Origin of the sequence: Pseudonocardia zijingensis (genome assembly GCF_042657305.1) — a bacterium.
In the GTDB taxonomy this organism is placed as follows: domain Bacteria; phylum Actinomycetota; class Actinomycetes; order Mycobacteriales; family Pseudonocardiaceae; genus Pseudonocardia; species Pseudonocardia zijingensis.
The window spans coordinates 263,435-280,092 of sequence record NZ_JBHSKO010000001.1 but is presented as its reverse complement, the minus strand read 5'-3'; the positions used below and the strand labels follow the sequence as shown (position 1 = coordinate 280,092).

At 73.4% G+C, this 16,658-nt stretch carries 20 protein-coding genes and 3 tRNA genes; 9 read left to right on the top strand and 14 right to left on the bottom strand.

The window, feature by feature from the left end:
• Window positions 1-29: 29 nt before the first annotated feature.
• The 4 genes from rplK to ACFPL3_RS01585 all read right to left on the bottom strand — a co-directional run bounded on the left by rplK (window position 30) and on the right by ACFPL3_RS01585 (window position 1,928).
• Window positions 30-464, bottom strand: coding sequence for a 50S ribosomal protein L11 (gene rplK / locus ACFPL3_RS01600; protein WP_343941404.1), 435 nt, complete (start codon window positions 462-464; stop codon window positions 30-32).
• Window positions 465-521: 57 nt separating this feature from the next.
• Complete coding sequence (gene nusG / locus ACFPL3_RS01595) at window positions 522-1,433, bottom strand: transcription termination/antitermination protein NusG (RefSeq protein WP_379588346.1); 912 nt, start codon at window positions 1,431-1,433, stop codon at window positions 522-524.
• 11 nt (window positions 1,434-1,444) lie between these two features.
• The gene (gene secE, locus ACFPL3_RS01590; RefSeq protein ID WP_343941406.1) at window positions 1,445-1,783 is read right to left on the bottom strand and encodes a preprotein translocase subunit SecE; all 339 of its coding nucleotides are present in this window, start codon (window positions 1,781-1,783) and stop codon (window positions 1,445-1,447) included.
• 69 nt (window positions 1,784-1,852) lie between these two features.
• Window positions 1,853-1,928, bottom strand: a tRNA-Trp gene (locus ACFPL3_RS01585).
• Window positions 1,929-2,091: 163 nt separating this feature from the next.
• Here ACFPL3_RS01585 and ACFPL3_RS01580 point away from each other — a divergent pair.
• Entirely contained in the window at window positions 2,092-3,327 is a 1,236-nt protein-coding gene (locus ACFPL3_RS01580; RefSeq protein WP_343941407.1) for a pyridoxal phosphate-dependent aminotransferase, read from the top strand.
• A 54-nt stretch (window positions 3,328-3,381) separates the two neighbouring features.
• On the opposite strand, the gene ACFPL3_RS01575 is transcribed toward ACFPL3_RS01580, so the two are convergent.
• The 10 genes from ACFPL3_RS01575 to rpmG (ACFPL3_RS01530) all read right to left on the bottom strand — a co-directional run bounded on the left by ACFPL3_RS01575 (window position 3,382) and on the right by rpmG (ACFPL3_RS01530) (window position 5,970).
• On the bottom strand, window positions 3,382-3,591 hold the full coding sequence (locus ACFPL3_RS01575) for a hypothetical protein (RefSeq protein ID WP_343941408.1): 210 nt from the start codon (window positions 3,589-3,591) through the stop codon (window positions 3,382-3,384).
• Between the two features lie 76 nt (window positions 3,592-3,667).
• Window positions 3,668-4,102, bottom strand: coding sequence for a MaoC family dehydratase (locus ACFPL3_RS01570; protein ID WP_343941409.1), 435 nt, complete (start codon window positions 4,100-4,102; stop codon window positions 3,668-3,670).
• Window positions 4,099-4,548: an FAS1-like dehydratase domain-containing protein gene (locus ACFPL3_RS01565; protein WP_343941410.1), complete on the bottom strand. Its 450-nt coding sequence runs from the start codon at window positions 4,546-4,548 to the stop codon at window positions 4,099-4,101. The genes ACFPL3_RS01570 and ACFPL3_RS01565 overlap by 4 nt, the downstream gene beginning before the upstream one ends.
• 2 nt (window positions 4,549-4,550) lie before the next feature.
• A complete protein-coding gene (gene rpmG / locus ACFPL3_RS01560; RefSeq protein WP_343941411.1) occupies window positions 4,551-4,718 on the bottom strand; it encodes a 50S ribosomal protein L33 in 168 nt (55 codons plus the stop codon).
• Window positions 4,719-4,762: 44 nt separating this feature from the next.
• A tRNA-Met gene (locus ACFPL3_RS01555) sits at window positions 4,763-4,838 on the bottom strand.
• A gap of 29 nt (window positions 4,839-4,867) precedes the next feature.
• Window positions 4,868-4,940 (bottom strand) — tRNA-Thr (locus ACFPL3_RS01550).
• An 83-nt stretch (window positions 4,941-5,023) separates the two neighbouring features.
• Window positions 5,024-5,329 carry a 30S ribosomal protein S14 gene (rpsN, locus tag ACFPL3_RS01545; RefSeq protein ID WP_343941412.1) on the bottom strand — a complete coding sequence of 102 codons (306 nt, stop codon included), beginning with the start codon at window positions 5,327-5,329 and terminating at the stop codon, window positions 5,024-5,026.
• Window positions 5,329-5,565 (bottom strand): 50S ribosomal protein L28, encoded by a 237-nt coding sequence (gene rpmB, locus ACFPL3_RS01540; protein ID WP_343941413.1) that lies wholly within the window; start codon window positions 5,563-5,565, stop codon window positions 5,329-5,331. Before rpmB ends, rpsN begins: the two co-directional genes overlap by 1 nt.
• Window position 5,566: 1 nt before the next feature.
• Window positions 5,567-5,806 (bottom strand): 30S ribosomal protein S18, encoded by a 240-nt coding sequence (gene rpsR, locus ACFPL3_RS01535; protein ID WP_343941414.1) that lies wholly within the window; start codon window positions 5,804-5,806, stop codon window positions 5,567-5,569.
• Window positions 5,806-5,970 carry a 50S ribosomal protein L33 gene (gene rpmG / locus ACFPL3_RS01530; protein ID WP_343941415.1) on the bottom strand — a complete coding sequence of 55 codons (165 nt, stop codon included), beginning with the start codon at window positions 5,968-5,970 and terminating at the stop codon, window positions 5,806-5,808. Before rpmG (ACFPL3_RS01530) ends, rpsR begins: the two co-directional genes overlap by 1 nt.
• 69 nt (window positions 5,971-6,039) lie before the next feature.
• Between rpmG (ACFPL3_RS01530) and mrf the strand changes: the two genes are divergently transcribed.
• The 8 genes from mrf to ACFPL3_RS01490 all read left to right on the top strand — a co-directional run bounded on the left by mrf (window position 6,040) and on the right by ACFPL3_RS01490 (window position 16,631).
• Window positions 6,040-7,275 (top strand): ribosome hibernation factor-recruiting GTPase MRF, encoded by a 1,236-nt coding sequence (mrf, locus tag ACFPL3_RS01525; protein WP_343941416.1) that lies wholly within the window; start codon window positions 6,040-6,042, stop codon window positions 7,273-7,275.
• Entirely contained in the window at window positions 7,275-7,445 is a 171-nt protein-coding gene (gene rpmF, locus ACFPL3_RS01520; protein WP_343941417.1) for a 50S ribosomal protein L32, read from the top strand. The genes mrf and rpmF overlap by 1 nt, the downstream gene beginning before the upstream one ends.
• Before the next feature lie 1,593 nt (window positions 7,446-9,038).
• Window positions 9,039-9,836: a thymidylate synthase gene (locus ACFPL3_RS01515; protein WP_343941418.1), complete on the top strand. Its 798-nt coding sequence runs from the start codon at window positions 9,039-9,041 to the stop codon at window positions 9,834-9,836.
• The gene (locus tag ACFPL3_RS01510; RefSeq protein ID WP_343941419.1) at window positions 9,833-10,300 is read left to right on the top strand and encodes a dihydrofolate reductase; all 468 of its coding nucleotides are present in this window, start codon (window positions 9,833-9,835) and stop codon (window positions 10,298-10,300) included. The genes ACFPL3_RS01515 and ACFPL3_RS01510 overlap by 4 nt, the downstream gene beginning before the upstream one ends.
• 83 nt (window positions 10,301-10,383) lie before the next feature.
• Window positions 10,384-10,584: a hypothetical protein gene (locus tag ACFPL3_RS01505; RefSeq protein WP_343941420.1), complete on the top strand. Its 201-nt coding sequence runs from the start codon at window positions 10,384-10,386 to the stop codon at window positions 10,582-10,584.
• Window positions 10,585-10,589: 5 nt separating this feature from the next.
• Window positions 10,590-13,637 carry a helix-turn-helix transcriptional regulator gene (locus ACFPL3_RS01500; protein WP_343941421.1) on the top strand — a complete coding sequence of 1,016 codons (3,048 nt, stop codon included), beginning with the start codon at window positions 10,590-10,592 and terminating at the stop codon, window positions 13,635-13,637.
• Between the two features lie 61 nt (window positions 13,638-13,698).
• Entirely contained in the window at window positions 13,699-14,973 is a 1,275-nt protein-coding gene (locus tag ACFPL3_RS01495) for a cytochrome P450 (protein WP_343941422.1), read from the top strand.
• Window positions 14,973-16,631 (top strand): class I adenylate-forming enzyme family protein, encoded by a 1,659-nt coding sequence (locus ACFPL3_RS01490; protein WP_343941423.1) that lies wholly within the window; start codon window positions 14,973-14,975, stop codon window positions 16,629-16,631. The genes ACFPL3_RS01495 and ACFPL3_RS01490 overlap by 1 nt, the downstream gene beginning before the upstream one ends.
• Window positions 16,632-16,658 lie beyond the last annotated feature (27 nt).

The following is a 16,658-nucleotide window of genomic DNA, read 5'->3' as shown; positions in this document are numbered from 1 at the left end:
CTCTCCCACGCTGTCAGGTGGTGTAACGCTCAGCCGTCGACCGTGATGCCCATCGACCGCGCGGTGCCGGCGATGATCTTGGCCGCCTGGTCGATGTCGTTGGCGTTGAGGTCGCGCATCTTGGTCTGCGCGATCTGCCGCACCTGGTCCATGGTCACGGACGCGACCTTGGTCTTGTGCGGCTCCCCGCTGCCCTTCTCCACACCGGCGGCCTTCAGCAGCAGCCTGGCCGCAGGCGGCGTCTTGAGCTCGAAGGTGAACGAGCGGTCCTCGTACACCGAGATCTCGACGGGCACCACGTCGCCGCGCTGCGACTCCGTGGCGGCGTTGTAGGCCTTGCAGAACTCCATGATGTTGACGCCGTGCTGGCCGAGCGCGGGGCCGACCGGCGGGGCGGGCGTCGCGGCGCCCGCCTTGATCTGGAGCTTGATGATCGCGGAGAGCTTCCGCTTCTTGGGAGGCATGTCTATTCCCTGTCGTGGTTTTCCTGCGCGCCGCGGACCTGCCTTCCGCGGCCGGGGTCAGATCTTCGAGACCTGGCTGAACGCCAGCTCGACGGGGGTCTCGCGACCGAAGATGGACACGAGGACCTTGAGCTTCTGCGCGTCGATGTTGACCTCGTTGATGGTGGCCGGGAGCGTGGCGAACGGGCCGTCCATCACGGTGACCGACTCGCCGACCTCGAAGTCCACCTCGACGGCCGACTTGCCCTGCGCACCGGAAGCGGCGTCGGACTTGCCGCCGCCTGCAGCCGCGGCCGCAGCCTGCTTGGGCTCGGTCTTCGGGAGCAGGAACTTGATGACGTCGTCGTGCGACAGCGGCGACGGGCGCGACGTGGCGCCCACGAAGCCGGTGACGCCCGGCGTGTTGCGGACCGCGCCCCACGACTGGTCGTTGAGCTCCATCCGCACGAGGATGTAGCCGGGCAGCACCTTGCGCTGCACCTGCTTGCGCTGCCCGTTCTTGATCTCGGTGACCTCTTCGGTGGGCACCTCGACCTGGTAGATGTAGTCCTCGACGTCGAGGGTCTGGATGCGGGTCTCGAGGTTGCTCTTGACCTTGTTCTCGTAGCCCGCGTAGGAGTGCACGACGTACCAGTCGCCCGGGGCGCGCCGCAGGGCGGCACGCATCTCCTCCACCGGGTCGACCTCGGCGTCGTCCTCCGCCTCGCCCTCGGCGGACTCGCCGTCGGCGGCCTCGTCGGACTCGGCGTCTTCGGCGGCGTCGGTGTCGTCGTCGGCGTCTTCGTCGGTGGCGTCGGTGTCGGTGCCGTCGATCTCGTCGGCTCCGGCGGTGTCGTCCTCGGCCGCGAACTCGGCGTCGGCGTCCACGGCCGGCTCCTCGACGGCGTCCACGGCCTCCGCCGCGCCATCGAGCCGGTCAGCCTCGCGCTCGGTCACGTGCCTCTCGCTTCCTTCGTCCGTGTCGTGCATGGTGGCCCGGGTCACGTGCCGAACAGGTACAGCACACCCTGCGCGAACACGAAGTCCAGCAGCCAGACCAGCGCGACCATGAACGACACGAAGACCAGCACGACGATCGTGTAGGTGACCAGCTGCTTGCGGGACGGCCAGATGACCTTCCGCAGCTCCGCGACCACCTCGCGCAGGAACCGGGCGAGCTTGCCGAACAGCGATACGCGCGCCGGGCGGGCCTCGCGGACCGCTGCCCGCCCACCGCGAGTGTCACCGCTGGGCGCAGGACCGGAGCGCCGACCCCGACGGTCGGCGGCGGTGCTCGGGCGCTCCCGCCCGTTACCGCTCGCCTCGCGTTCCTCAGTCAACGCGCATCCTCCAGCTCACCCGCGGCCCAGCCGCCGTTCGTCCATACTCCGATCCAGCACTTCCTGCAGTGGCAGGGGCGACAGGACTTGAACCTGCAACCTGCGGTTTTGGAGACCGCTGCTCTGCCAATTGAGCTACGCCCCTAGACCAGCTCCGCCCGAGGCCTCGGCCTGTGGACGGAGGAGTGCACCGCGGAGCGGCACACCCAGCAGGTCGAGTGTACGGCACCCCGTACGAGCGCCCGTCACCGCACACCCTCCGGTGGGGCACCAGGTCCGAGCACGACCCGCTGGGGGAGGATGCTGCCATGGCTGCCAGCACCTCGACCAGCACGGTCCCCAGTTCCCGCCGCATCTCCGCCCGTATCGCGGGGATCGCCGAGTCGGCGACGATGGCCGTGGACGCGAAGGCGAAGGCGCTGAAGGCGGCGGGCCGGCCCGTCATCGGCTTCGGTGCCGGTGAGCCGGACTTCCCGACGCCCGCTCCCGTCGTGGCCGCGGCCGAGGCGGCCTGCACCGACCCGCGCAACCACCGCTACACGCCGGCCGCCGGCCTGCCGGAGTTGCGGGAGGCGATCGCCGAGAAGACCCGCAGGGACTCCGGCCTCGAGATCGCACCGTCGCAGGTGCTCGTGACGAACGGGGGCAAGCAGGCCGTCTACCAGGCGTTCGCCACCCTGGTCGACCCCGGCGACGAGGTGCTGCTCCCCACGCCGTACTGGACCACCTACCCGGAGGCCGTCGCGCTCGCGGGCGGGGTGGCGGTGCCGGTGGTGTGCGGGCCCGAGGCCGACTACCTGCCGTCGGTGGAGCAGCTCGAGGAGGCGCGCACGGACCGCACGAAGGTGCTGCTGTGGTGCTCGCCGTCGAACCCCACGGGGGCGGTGGCGTCGCGTGAGCTCACCGAGGCGGTGGGGCGCTGGGCCGTCGAGCACGGGATCTGGGTGATCACCGACGAGATCTACGAGCACCTCGTCTACGACGGCGCCGAGGCGGTGTCGATGCCGGTGGTCGTGCCCGAGCTCGCCGACACCTGCGTGGTGGTCAACGGTGTCGCCAAGACCTACGCGATGACCGGTTGGCGCGTCGGCTGGCTGGCCGGCCCGGCCGACGTGATCAAGGCGGCGGGCAACCTGCAGTCGCACCTGTCGTCCAACGTCGCCAACGTCTCGCAGCGGGCCGCGCTCGCGGCGATCACCGGACCGCTCGACGCGGTCGTCGAGATGCGCACGGCGTTCGACCGCAGGCGCCGCACGATGGTGGAGCTGCTGCGCGCGATCCCGGGCGTCGAGTGCCCGACGCCGCGCGGCGCGTTCTACGCCTACCCGTCCGTGCATGCGCTGCTGGGCAAGGAGCTGCGGGGCACCCGCCCGCAGACCAGCGTGGAGCTGGCCGCCGCGGTGCTGGAACACGCCGAGGTGGCGGTGGTGCCGGGCGAGGCGTTCGGCACGCCGGGCTTCTTCCGGCTGTCCTACGCGCTCGGCGACGACGACCTGCGCACCGGCGTCGAGCGGATGGGCGCGCTGCTGGCCGAGGCGAAGTAGGAGCTGCCGGACGGGCCCCGGCAGGGGCCCCGTCCGGGCAGCCCCGTCAGCGCCTCACTTGTCGAGATCGGCGAGTGCGACGAGCGCCGCAGCGCGCGTGGCGTACTTCCACTTGCCGAGGTCCCCGACGGTTTTGATGCCGAGCTCCTTCAGGGCCGCGTCGTGCTTCTCGGTGAGCCCTTCCAGCGCTGACGGCGGCGCCTTGAGGATCTCGGCGGCCGCCTTGTCCTCCCACGCCTTGTCCACGAGTTTGCCGAACTGCACGTCGTGCTCCCTCCGGGTCAAACGATGTTGACCTCGCCGAGGATCGACCCAACGACGGCGGAGGGCAACCGGAGGCTCACTCGGAGGGGACGGCCACCTCGGCGACGGCGCGCCCGAGCACGGTCTTCCCCTCGAACGCAGCCGTGATGGCGACCTTGGCGATGCGCTCGCCGCCATCGGTCTCCGTGACGGCGGTGACCTTGCCGCTGATCTCGACCAGCGCGCCCTCGTCGTCGTCGGGCACCACGACGGGCCGGGTGAAGCGCACGCCGTAGGTGCGCATCGCGGCAGGGCTGCCCGCCCAGTCGGTGACGAGCCGACCGGCCAGCGCCATCGTCAGCATCCCGTGGGCGATGACGCCGGGCAGGCCTGCCGACCCCGCGACGCGGTCGCTCCAGTGGATCGGGTTGAAGTCGCCGGACGCGCCCGCGTAGCGGACGAGGTCGGCGCGGGTGACGCGCACGGACAGCGGCGGCAGCTCGGTGCCCACCTCGGCGACGACGGCCGTCACGACTGCTCCTCCGCAGCGGTGACGAGCAGCAGCCGCGTGGTGGCCACCGGCTCGCCGCCGGTGCCGGCCACCTCGCAGCGCAGCGTCAGCATGTGGCTGCCGCCGCGGGTCTTGAGGTCGTCGACGTGGATCGTGGTGACCAGGTCGTCGCCGCCGTGGATCGGCCGGTGCAGGGTGATCGACTGGTCGCCGTGGACCATGCGCAGGTAGTCCCAGCCGAAGGCGGGGTCGCGCAGGAACGCCTCGATCACCGGCATCGTGAACGTGACGGCGAACGTGGGCGGGGCGACGACGTCGGGGTGGCCCGCCGCCCGTGCCGCGTCGACGTCCAGACACACGGAAGCGCCCTCGCCGATGGCGAGGGCGAACTCCCGGATCTTCTCGCGGCCGACCCGGTACGGGGCCGTCGGAGGCAGTGCCTTCCCGACGAACGACGCGTCGGGCACGCTCAGCGGGTCTCGCGGTGCTCGCGGTGCGTGCCGCAGTTGGGGCAGAACTTCTTGATGGAGAGCCGGTCGGGGTCGTTGCGCCGGTTCTTCTTGGTGATGTAGTTCCGGTGCTTGCACTGCTCGCACGCCAGCGTGATCTTCGGCCGGACGTCCGTGGCCTTCGCCATCGCGGGTGCCTCCTGCTGTGCTGTCTCGTGGAACTTCGTAGCGTTGGTAGCGGCGGCCGGACTTGAACCGGCGACACAGCGATTATGAGCCGCTTGCTCTACCGACTGAGCTACGCCGCTTCGCGGAGCCGGAACCTGCCGCTCCGCAGAGCCCCTTTACGGAATCGAACCGTAGACCTTCTCCTTACCATGGAGACGCTCTGCCGACTGAGCTAAAGGGGCGGCAGACCGAGCAGGCGGTCACTCCCGCACGGCCGCAGACGATGCTACACAACCCTCCGGCAGGGCCGGAAACGGGTACCTCCTCACCAGCTGGACGTGCGCACCCCGGGCAGGTAGCCGGCGTGCACGAGCCCGCGCAGCCGCACGCGCGACACCCCGAAGGCACGCAGGTGGCCTCGCGGGCGGCCGTCGACGGAGTCGCGGTTGCGCACGCGCGTGGCGCTCGCGTCCCGCGGCTGGCGGGCGAGCTCGCGCTGCGCGGCGGCCTTCTCCTCGGGGTTGGCCGACGGCCGCGCGATCACGGCCTTCAGCTCGGCCCGCCGGGCCGCGTGGCGCGCCACCACGGCCTTGCGGTGCTCGTTGCGGGCGATCTTCGCTTTCGTCGCCATCAGACCTTCCCCCCGCGCGCCCTGATCAGCCGCACGGCGGCGTCGACCCCGATCCGGTCGATCGTCCTGATCGCGCCCGTGGACAGCCGCAGCCGCACGTACCGCCCCTCCGCGGGGAACCAGTAGCGCCTGGACTGGATGTTCGGGTCCCACCGCCGGCTCGTGCGGCGGTGGGAGTGCGAGACGGACCTGCCGAAGCCGGGCTCCCGCCCGGTCAGCTGACAGCGCCGGGACATCTCAGCTCCTCCCCGCCCGCGGGTAGGGCAGCAGCGCCATCTCGCGCGCGTTGCGGATCGCGACGGCCACCCGACGTTGCTGCTGCGGGGTGAGACCGGTCACGCGCCGGGCGCGGATCTTCCCGCGGTCGGAGATGAACGTGCGCAGCAGCGCGACGTCCTTCCAGTCGACCTCGGTGATCCCCTTCGCGTGCAGCGGGTTGACCTTGCGCTTCAGCGGCCTGCGCGCGGCGGGCCGCATCAGCGCTCCTCCCGGAACTCGACGTGCCGCCGGACCGCGGGGTCGTACTTGCGCAGGACCATCCGGTCGGGGTCGTTGCGCCGGTTCTTGCGGGTGACGTACGTGGTGCCGGTACCCGCGGTGGACCTCAGCCGGACGATCGGACGCAGCTCGTTGCGCGCCATCCCCCACCCTCCTCACAAATGACATTCATTTTCATCTAGGCTCAACGTACCCGACCGAGGAGGGATTCCGTGAGCCGACCCGAGCTGCTGGTGCTCTGCGGGCTGCACGCGCCCGGCGCCGAAGCGGTGATCGCCCGGATCCGCGCGTCCGACCCGGACGTGGCGGTGCTGCACCACGACCTGCGCGAGATCGGCTCGGGGCGGGTGCACCGGAGGCTGCGCCACCGCGACCGCGACGACTGGACGGAGCTGCAGCTCGCGCACGGCTGCCTGTCCTGCACGCTGCGCGAGGACCTGCTCCCCCAGCTGCACCTGCTCAGCGAGCCCGACGGGCCCCGGCGGATCGTGCTGCACCTCGACCCGGCACTCGAGCCGGAGCAGGTCTGCTGGTCGCTGCTGCACGTCCTCGTCGACGGGGCCCCGATCACCGAGCGCGTCGACCTGCGCGGCGTCATCACCTGCGTCGACACCGGCACCTGGCTCGACGACGCCACCGGCGACGCCACGCTCGCCGAACGCGGCGCGGCCGAGCTGCCCGACGACGAGCGGACGGTGGCGCAGGTCGCCGTCGGGCAGGCCGAGTTCGCCGACCTGATCGTCCACACCGGCACCGCCGACGCGTGGCAGCTCGCCCGCACCGACGCCGTGCTGGAGCGCCTCGCGCCGGGCGCCACCCGCACGTCCCTGGCCGCGCTCGACGCCCGTGTGCTCCTCACCGACCTCCCGCCCGGTGCCCGCCGCGGCCGCCCGGACGACGTGCACGACCCCCTGCTGCGCGGCCAGCCACCCCTGTCGCGCGACTGCGGCGTGCAGCTGTCGGTGTTCTCCGCGCGGCGCCCGTTCCACCCCGCGCGGTTGCACGACGCGGTCGACGCCCTGCTCGACGGCGTCCTGCGCACGCGCGGGCGGATCTGGCTCGCCACCCGCCCCGAGTCGGTGCTGTGGCTGGAGTCCGCGGGCGGGGGCCTGCGGATCGGCCAGGCCGGCGAGTGGCTGGCCGCGGGCGGTCCCGCGGCGTGGGCCGCCGCCGGACCCGAACGGCGCGCGCTCGCGTCGCTCGGCTGGCACCCGCGGTTCGGCGACCGCTCCCAGGACGTCGCCGTGCTCTCCCTCGACGCGGACCCGAGCCGCATCGAGGCCGCGCTCGCCGCCGCGCTGCTGACCGACGCCGAGCTGGCCGCGGGCGAGCGGGCCTGGCGCGCGCTCCCCGACCCTTTCGGCTGGTGGCACACCGACCCCTGCGGCGACCCGCCCGCCGACCTCGCCGCCGCCGGCCGCCCGGACACCGAGCACGAGGAGCACTGATGGCCGTCCCGAAGCGCCGCACGTCGAGGTCCAACACCCGCACCCGGCGGGCGCGGTGGAGGGCGACCCCACCGGACCTGGTGCCGATCACCGTCTCCGGCCGCCGCCACCTGGTCCCCCGCCGCCTGGTGCGGGCCTACCAGCGCGGGCTCCTGCCACCGCCCGCGTGAGCGGCCCGGCAGGCAGCCGGGACGGCCGGGGGCCGGCAGCGCCGAGCCGCACTCCAGGGCCGCCCGACAACCGCGAGGTACTGCCCGGCCCCCTCCGGGGCGGGTGATCAACCCCTGCAGGCGCGACGACCGTGACGTGCTGCTCGGCCCGTTCCCGGCCGGCTGACCGAAGCGAGCAGCACCTCACAGCGGGCGCGGCGACCGTGCGGTGCTGCTCGCTTGTCGCGGGGGGCCACGTCCGCGCCCGGAGTGCCGTGATCGCGCCGAGCCGCACACCAGAGCCGCCGGAACAACCACGAAGTGCTGCTCAGCCCGCACCCGGGCCGTCGAGCGGACCGAGTGGCACGCCTCTGCGGGAGCGACAGCCGTGAGGTACTGCTCCGAGCTGCTCACGGACGGCTGATCGAACCGAGCAGCACCAGCGTGAGACTGCCTCCCAGCCTCACGCTGCCAGGCACGGACTACCGGCGAGCGCTGCTCCCGCCCGGATCAACGGCGGCCATCGACGCACCGACGTTCCGGGCGGGCCGTGACCGCACCGAGCCGCACGCCAGGGCCGCCCGAACAACCATGAGGTACTGCCCGGCCCGCTGCGGGGCGGGTGATCAATCCGAGGAGCACGCCACCGCTGGTCTGCAACCGTGAGGTGCTGCTCGGCCCGCTGGCGACAGCTGATCGAACCGAGCAGCACCTCACTGCGGCCGGCACCTGGGCTCACGCCCCCCCGGTGCGAGCCGCCGGGACGGCGCTGCTCACCCCTCGGGAAGCCGCCCCCCGCCACCCGCCGCCATCGCAGTGGCGACCACGGCCCGGGCCGTGGTCGCGCCGAGCCGCACACCAGGGCCGCCCGGCAGCCGCGAGGTACTGCTCAGCCCGCTCCCGAACGGGTGATCAAGCCGAGCAACACATCGCTGCAGGAGCGCCTCCCGTGAAGTGCGCTCGGGCCGCTCCCCCCGAGTGACCGAACCGGGCAGCACCTCCGCGCGGGCGCGTCGACCGTGACGTGCTGGTCGGGCCACTCGCGATCCCGGACCGGGCCGTGACCGAACCGAGCCGAGCACCAGAGCTGCTGGAACAGCCGAGAGGTACGGCTCGGGCCACTCCCCGGGCGGCCCGGAGGACGAGCAGCACATCATCGCGGCGCGACGACCGTGACGTGCTGCTCGAGCCACCCCTGAGCGGATGATCGAACCCAGCAGCACATCATCGCGGCGCGACGACCGTGACGTGCTGCTCGAGCCGCCCCTGAGCGGATGATCGAACCGAGCAGCACATCCCTGCAGGTGCGACAGCCGTGAGGTACTGCTCGAGCCTCGCGATCCTGGACCGGCTGTGATCGCACCGACCCGCACACCAGGGCCACCCGGACAGCCGAGAGGTACTGCTCGGCCCGCTCCAGGGCCGGGTGATCAAGCCGAGCAGCACACCCCTGCAGCCGCGACGACCGTGACGTGCTGCTCGGCCGTTCCCGGCCGGCTGATCGAACCGAGCAGCACATCACTGCGAGCGCGGCGACCGTGCGGTGCTGCTCACGTGTCGCGCGGGCCCGTCCGTGGCCGGAGGACCGTCGGCCCGCTCGTCTAGGCTCGCGGCATGCCGGACACGCAGTACGAGGACGTGCTCCGCCACGTGCTCGACACGGGTGCCCGCAAGGCGGACCGCACCGGCACGGGCACCCGGTCGATCTTCGGCCACCAGCTGCGGTACCGGCTGTCCGACGGCTTCCCGCTGATCACCACGAAGAAGGTCCACTTCCGCTCGATCGCCTACGAGCTGCTGTGGTTCCTGCGCGGCGACGCGAACGTCTCGTGGCTGCAGGAGCACGGCGTCACGATCTGGGACGAGTGGGCGGGGCCCGACGGTGACCTGGGGCCGGTCTACGGCGTGCAGTGGCGGTCGTGGCCCACGCCGGACGGCGGGCACGTCGACCAGATCAGCGAGGTGCTGCGTGCGCTGCGGGAGAACCCCGACTCGCGGCGGATCGTGGTGTCGGCGTGGAACGTGGCCGACATCCCGCGGATGGCGCTGCCGCCGTGCCACGCGTTCTTCCAGTTCTACGTCGCCGACGGCAGGCTCTCCTGCCAGCTGTACCAGCGCAGCGCGGACCTGTTCCTCGGCGTGCCGTTCAACATCGCCAGCTACGCCCTCCTGACGCACATGATCGCCGCGCAGGTGGGCCTCGGGGTCGGCGACTTCGTCTGGACCGGCGGCGACTGCCACATCTACGACAACCACGAGGAGCAGGTGCGCACCCAGCTGTCGCGGGAGCCGCGGCCGTTCCCCACGCTGGGCCTGGCGCCTGCGCCGAGCCTGTTCGACTACACCTACGAGCACTTCGCGCTGCACGGCTACGACCCGCACCCGGCCATCAAGGCGCCGGTGGCGGTGTGATCGGGCTGGTCTGGGCGCAGTCGGCGGGCGGCGTGATCGGCCGTGACGGCACCCTGCCGTGGCGGCTGCCGGAGGACATGGAGCACTTCCGCACGCTGACGGCGGGGGCGACGGTGCTCATGGGTCGCCGCACGTGGGAGTCGTTGCCGCCCCGCTTCCGGCCGCTGCCGGGCAGGCGCAACATCGTGCTGTCGCACACGCCCCAGGACGGGGTCGAGACGTTCCCCGACCTGCGGCAGGCCCTCGCCGCGGCGTCCGGGGACGTGTGGGTGATCGGCGGCGCGGCGGTGTACGAGGCGGCGCTGCCGTTCGCGGACCGGATCGTGGTCACCGAGATCCGGGAGCGCTTCGACGGCGACACGCACGCGCCGGACGTGGGGCGTGCACCCGACTCCGTCGGTGAGTGGCGGGAGTCCTCCACCGGCCTGCACCACCGGCTCCTGACCTGGACCCGCCCGGCGTAAGGGGGCCCCTTACCCCGCGGGGAGAGCCAGGTCGACGTGATCTTCCGATGTGGCGGAGGGCCCCTCAGGCCGAACCTGGTGGCATGTTCATCGACTACAACCACCTGACCGCAGAGTCCGAGCTCCGCCGCGCCGCGCTGCTCGCCGACGCCGAGAACTACCGGCTCGCCCGGCTCGCCCGCCGGGCCCGCAGCGTCCGCGTGGAGCCGTCACGAGGGGATCCGCCTGCCCGCGCGACGGCCGACAATGACGAGGCAGAACGTCGGTACGCCGTGTCACGATGACCTGTGTGGCGCGGCTGGGGGTCGGGATCGAGCTGGTCGGGCGTCGGTCGGAGGTGGCCGCGCTCACCGGCGCGCTCGACCGTGCCGCGGTCGGCAGGCCCACCGGCCTGCTGATGTCGGGCGACGCCGGGGTGGGCAAGTCCCGGCTGGTCGCCGAGGCCGTCGAGCGGGCGGCGGCCGCGGGGTTCACGGTGCTGGTGGGCCGCTGCATCGACACCGCAGAGTCCGCGCTGCCGTACCTGCCGTTCACCGAGATCGTGGGAGCGCTGGAGGCCACGCGTCCCGAGCTGGTGGCCGAGCACGCCGCGCTGCGCCACCTGCTGCCGGGCGGCTTCGCGCGGGCCGCCGCCACCGGCGAGCGGCGCGAGCTGGGCCAGCTCCAGGTGTTCGACGCGGTGCTGTCGGTGCTCGACCGCCTCACGGTCGCCACGCCCGCGCTGCTGGTGGTGGAGGACATGCACTGGTCCGACCGCTCCAGCCGCGACCTGCTCTTCTTCCTGCTCTCCCGGCTCACCGGCCAGCGGCTGGTGGTGCTCGCCACCTACCGCAGCGACGACCTGCACCGGCGCCACCCGCTGCGGCCGCTGCTCTCGGAGCTGGTGCGGCTGCCCCAGGTGGAGCGGATCGACCTGGGGCCGCTCGACGCGGGCGAGTCCCTCGCGCTGGTGCGCCTGCTCGCCGACGGGCATCTCGCCGAGCCGAAGCTGCGGGGGATCGCCCGGCGCAGCGAGGGCAACGCGTTCTTCGCCGAGGAGCTGGTGTCGGCATCGTCCGACGGCCTGCCGCACGGCCTCGTCGAGGTCCTCGTGGCCCGCGTCGAGGGGCTGTCCGCCACCACGCAGCGCGTGCTGCGGATCGCGTCGGTGGCCGGGCGGAGGGTCAGCCACCGGGGGTTGTGCGCGGTGTCCGGCCTCTCCGACGACGACCTCGAGCAGGCGTTGCGCGAGGCGGTCGCCCACCACGTGCTGGTGGCGGACGACGACGACCCGGGCTCGCTCGGCGCCGACGACGGCTACCAGTTCCGGCACGCCCTGCTGCGCGAGGCGATCTACCACGAGCTGCTGCCCGGCGAGCGGAGCCGGGTGCACGCCCGCTACGCCGAGCTGCTCGCGGTGCCGGATGGCGCCGGCCCACGCGGCGTGGCCGAGCCGGGCCGGGCCGCCGAGCTGGCCCACCACGCGATGGCGGGCCACGACCTGCGGCTCGCGCTGGCCGCGTCGGTGCAGGCGGCGTTGGAGGCCGACGACCGCGAGGCCCCGGCGGAGGTCCTGCTGCACGCAGAGCGGGCCATCGAGCTGTGGCGCGCCGTGCCCGATGCCGAGGCGGTGGCCGGTGTCGACGAGTGCGAGGTCACCCGGTGGGCGGCGTGGGGCGCGAGCAGCACCGGCGATCCCGACCGGGGCATCGCGCTCGGCAGGCGGGCGCTCGAGCTCGCCGAGGAGCGCGGCGATCCGGCGATCACCGCCCGGATCGGGCAGCGGTACGCCATGCGGTTGCTCGACCTCCCCGGTCGGGAGCAGGAGGCCCTCGCGGCGGCCCGCCGCGCGCTGGAGCTGCTGGAGCGCGAGCCGCCGTCGGCCGAGCTCACCTGGATCCACACCACGCTGGCCCGCGTGCTCACCCGGATCGACCGGTTCCCCGAGGCCGTCGCCGAGGCCGAGACCGCGCTCGACGTGGCCCGGCACCTGCCGCCCGACCCCGACGGCGACCTCGACGCCGCCAAGGCCGACGCGCGGGTCTCGCTCGCGGTGTGCGCGGAGTACGGCGGCGATCCGGCGCGCGCCCGCAAGCTCCTCGGGGAGGCCAAGCCGCTGGCGCGGCGGTCCGGCAACCTGGCCGTCGAGCTGCGCGCCACCTACTCGCTGGGGATCTCCCTCCTCGACGAGGGCCGGCTGGCGGAGGCCGGTGCGGAGTTCGCCGCGGGCGAGGAGCGCGCCGCGGCCACCGGCACCACGTGGAGCGCGTACGGGCTGAACCTGCGGGTGGCCCACGTGATCACCCGGTTCATGTGTGGCGATTGGGACGCGGCGGAGGCGGCCGCCGAGATCGCGGGCGAGTCGGTGTCCGCGGTCGTCGCCGTGCGGCTCGCAGCGGCGGGCCTGCTCACCGCGGTGGGGCGAGGCCGGTTCGCGCCCACGGAGCGGCGGCTCGCGGAGCTGCACGACTCCGCCCAGGTCGACGAGCAGGTGATCCTGCTCGGGGGGCAGGCGGGCGCCGAGGCCGCCCTCTGGCAGGGCAGGCCGCAGGAGGCGGCGCGCCGTGCGGCGGAGGCCATCGCCCACCTCGCCACCACGTCCGCCGAGCACGTGCCCCACCTGGGGGGAATCCTGCTCGGGGCCCTCGGGGCGGCTGCCCACGCCGACATGGCGGCGGCGGGACTGCAACCCGTCGCGGAGGCCGCGGTCGCGGCGCGCGAGATGGTGCGCATCGCCGAGCACGCGGCCGAGCACGGCCTGCCCCGCGCGGGCACGCTCGGGCCGGAGGGCGCCGCGTGGTTGCGCCGCGCCCGTGCCGAGCTCACCCGGCTCGGCACGCCCGATCCCGCGGCGTGGCAGGAGGTCGTCGACGCCTTCTCCTACGAGTCGGGAGGCACGGACTGCGGTCCCGCCTCCGTCGGCTACCGCCAGGCGTACGCCCTCCTGCGGCAGGCCGAGGCCGTGCTCGCGAGCGGCGGTGGCCCCTCCCGGGTGGAGCCCGGCCTGCGCGCGGCGCACGCCACGGCCACCGCATTGGGAGCCACACCGCTCGCGGGCGCGGTCGGCGAGCTGGCGAGGCGGGCGGGGGTGCGGCTCGAGGCCGCCGCACCCGCACCCGCGCCCGGGCTCGGGCCCCTCACCCCGCGGGAGCAGTCGGTCCTCGCGCTCGTCGCTCAGGGGCACACCAACCGGCAGGTCGGCGCGGAGCTGTTCATCAGCGAGAAGACCGTGAGCGTGCACCTGTCGCGCGTGATGGCGAAACTCGGCGCGAGCAGCCGCACGGAGGCGGTCAGCGTCGCCTACGCCCGCGGGCTGCTGACCCCGGAACAACCGGCGGCGGCCCGATCGACCCCTTGAGTCCTACCTCCCGGTAACTAGTGTGGATGTGATCCGGTCCACAATCGGGGGGGAGATCGACATGAGCGCCAGCACCGCCACGGGCACCTGGGCCGATCGGCCGGACCTGTCCGACCTCGGGTTCTGGACGGCACCGATCGCCGGGCGCGCCGCCGCGTTCGCCGCCTTGCGGGAGCGCGAGCCGGTGCCGTTCTTCCCGGAGCCCGACATCGGGCTCCCCCGCGGCCCCGGCTTCTGGGCCCTCACCCGGCTGGACGACGTCGCCGAGGCCAGCCGCAACGCGGCGGTGTTCACCTCCGGCAGCGGCGCCACCAACGTCGTGGACCAGCCGCCGGAGTTCCGCGAGTTCTACGGGTCGATGATCAACATGGACGACCCGCGGCACGCCCGGCTGCGCCGCATCGTCTCCCGCGGCTTCACCCCGAGGCGCCTGGCCCAGCTCACCGACGAGGTGGAGCGCACCGCCCGCACCATCGTCGACGACGTGATCGACCAGGGCGAGTGCGACGCGGTCAGCGCGATCTCCGCCCGCCTGCCGCTCAAGATCGTGTGCGACATGATGGGTGTGCCGCCGAGCCAGTACGGGTTCGTGTTCGACCGCACCAACGTCATCCTCGGCCCGAACGACCCCGAGTACGTGGCGTGCACCGAGAACATCGTCACCGCGCTGCTGCAGGCGGGCCACGACCTGGCCGAGCTGATGCGGGAGCTGGGCGCCCACCGCGTCGACAACCCCACGGACGACGTCACGTCGGCCCTGGTCAACGCCGAGGTCGACGGTGAGCGGCTCACCCCCGACGAGCTGGCGAGCTTCTTCATCCTGCTGGTCGTGGCCGGCAACGAGACCACCCGCAACGCGATCAGCTGGGGCCTGCACCTGCTCACCGAGCACCCCGAGCAGCGGGCCGCGTGGCTGGCCGACGTCGACGGCGTCATGCCCACGGCCGTGGAGGAGATCGTCCGGTGGGCGTCGCCGGTGATCTACATGCGGCGCACGCTCGCCACCGACGCCGTGCTGGGCGGGCAGGAGATGCGCGAGGGCGACAAGGTCGCGCTCTTCTACTGGGCGGCCAACCGCGACCCCGCCCACTTCCACGACCCGGACGCGTTCGACGTCCGCCGCTCGCCGAACCCGCACGTCGGCTTCGGCGGCGCCGGGCCGCACTTCTGCCTCGGTGCGCACCTCGCGCGCCGGGAGATGACGGTGATGTTCCGCGAGCTCCTCACGCGTGTGCCCGACATCGCCGCCACGGCGCCGCCCCGGCGGCTGACCTCGATGTTCATCAACGGGATCAAGGAGCTCCCGGTGGCGTTCACGCCCGGCGGGGTCCGCTGATGGACTACCCGGAGGTTGCGGTCGGCGCGATCCTCTCCGGGTCGGCCCGGCGGTTCGGCCCGCAGCCCGCGCTGCACTACTACGGGCGGGAGCTCACGTTCGCGCAGCTGCACGAGCGGGCGGCGGCCTTCGCGCAGGCGCTGCTCGAGGCGGGGATCGGGCGTGGCGCCGTGGTGACGCTGCACCTGCCGAACTGCCCGCAGTACGCGATCGCCTATTACGGCACCCTCATGGCGGGCGCCACCTTCTCCCCGGCCAACCCGCTCCTCCCGCCGGCCGACCTGGCCGCACAGCTCGCCGACTGCGGCGCCGTCGCCGCCGTGACGTGGGCGCGGGCGGCCCCCGCCCTCGTGGCCGCGCTGCCGCACACCCGGATCCGGCTCGTCCTGGCCACCGACCGCGCGCAGGCGATCGACCCCGGCGCCGCGGTCACCGTGCCGGGCGCGGTGGACTTCGAGGCGTTCCACGCCGACGCCCCCGCGGTGCCGCCCGACGTCGAGCTCGACGTGCGCGCCGACCTCGCCCACCTCGCCTACACCGGCGGCACCACCGGGCGTTCGAAGGGTGTGCGGCTCCCGCACCGCAACGTCGTGGTCAACACCCTCCAGTCGGCGTGCTGGGGCAGCGGCTCGGTGCCCGAGCTCGACGGCTCGGGTGGCCTCGTGCTCCGCCAGGTGGAGCCGCCGCAGGAGCGGCCGGTGCGGCTGGGCACCGGGCGGGCCGTCACGGTCACCCCCTGGTTCCACGCCATGGGCACGATCGGCGGGATGAACGTGCCGCTGCTGAGGGGCGACACGCTGGTGCTCCACGACCGGTTCGAGCCGGGCGCCTACCTCGCCGACGCCGAACGGTTCCGCGTCACCACGATGGGCGGCGCCCCGCCGCTCTTCGCCGCGCTGCTGCGTCATCCCGACCTGGCCACGCGCGACCTCTCGTCGGTCCGGACCATCACCTCCGGGGCCGCGCCGATGCCGCTGGGGATGATCGAGGCGTTGCGCGCCCGGTTCGGGCCGGACGTCGTGATCGCGGAGGGCTACGGGCTCACCGAGGTCACGATGGTGGCCACGCAGGCCCCCATGAACCGCTCGGGTGTGCGCAAGCCGGGCACCGTCGGGCCACCCGTCGACGACACCGAGGTGCGCCTCGTCGACCCTGCGGCGACCGACCTCGAGCCGCTGCCGCCGGGCGAACCGGGCGAGGTGTGCATCCGGGGACCCCAGGTGATGGCGGGCTACGCCGACCGGCCGGAGGAGACGGCCGCGGTGCTCGTGGACGGCTGGCTGCGCACCGGCGACATCGGCGCCCTCGACGGCGACGGCTACCTGTCGATCATCGACCGCAAGAAGGACATGCTGCTCTACAAGGGCTACAACGTGTACCCGCGGGAACTGGAGGAGCTGCTGCACGCGCGTCCGGGTGTGGCGGCGGCCGCCGTGGTCGGGCGGCCCGACCCCGTGGCGGGCGAGCTGCCGGTGGCGTTCGTGGTGGCGCCGGGCCTCCACCCGCCCGACGCCACGTCGCTGATGGAGGCGGTCAACGCGCAGGTGCTCCCGTACAAGCGGTTGCGCGAGGTGCACCTGGTGGACGAGATCCCGGTCTCGGCCGCGGGCAAGGTGCTCAAACGTGCGCTCCGCGACCGGTTGACCCCGCCCGGTTAACGACCGGCGATCTCGGCGCGATACCAG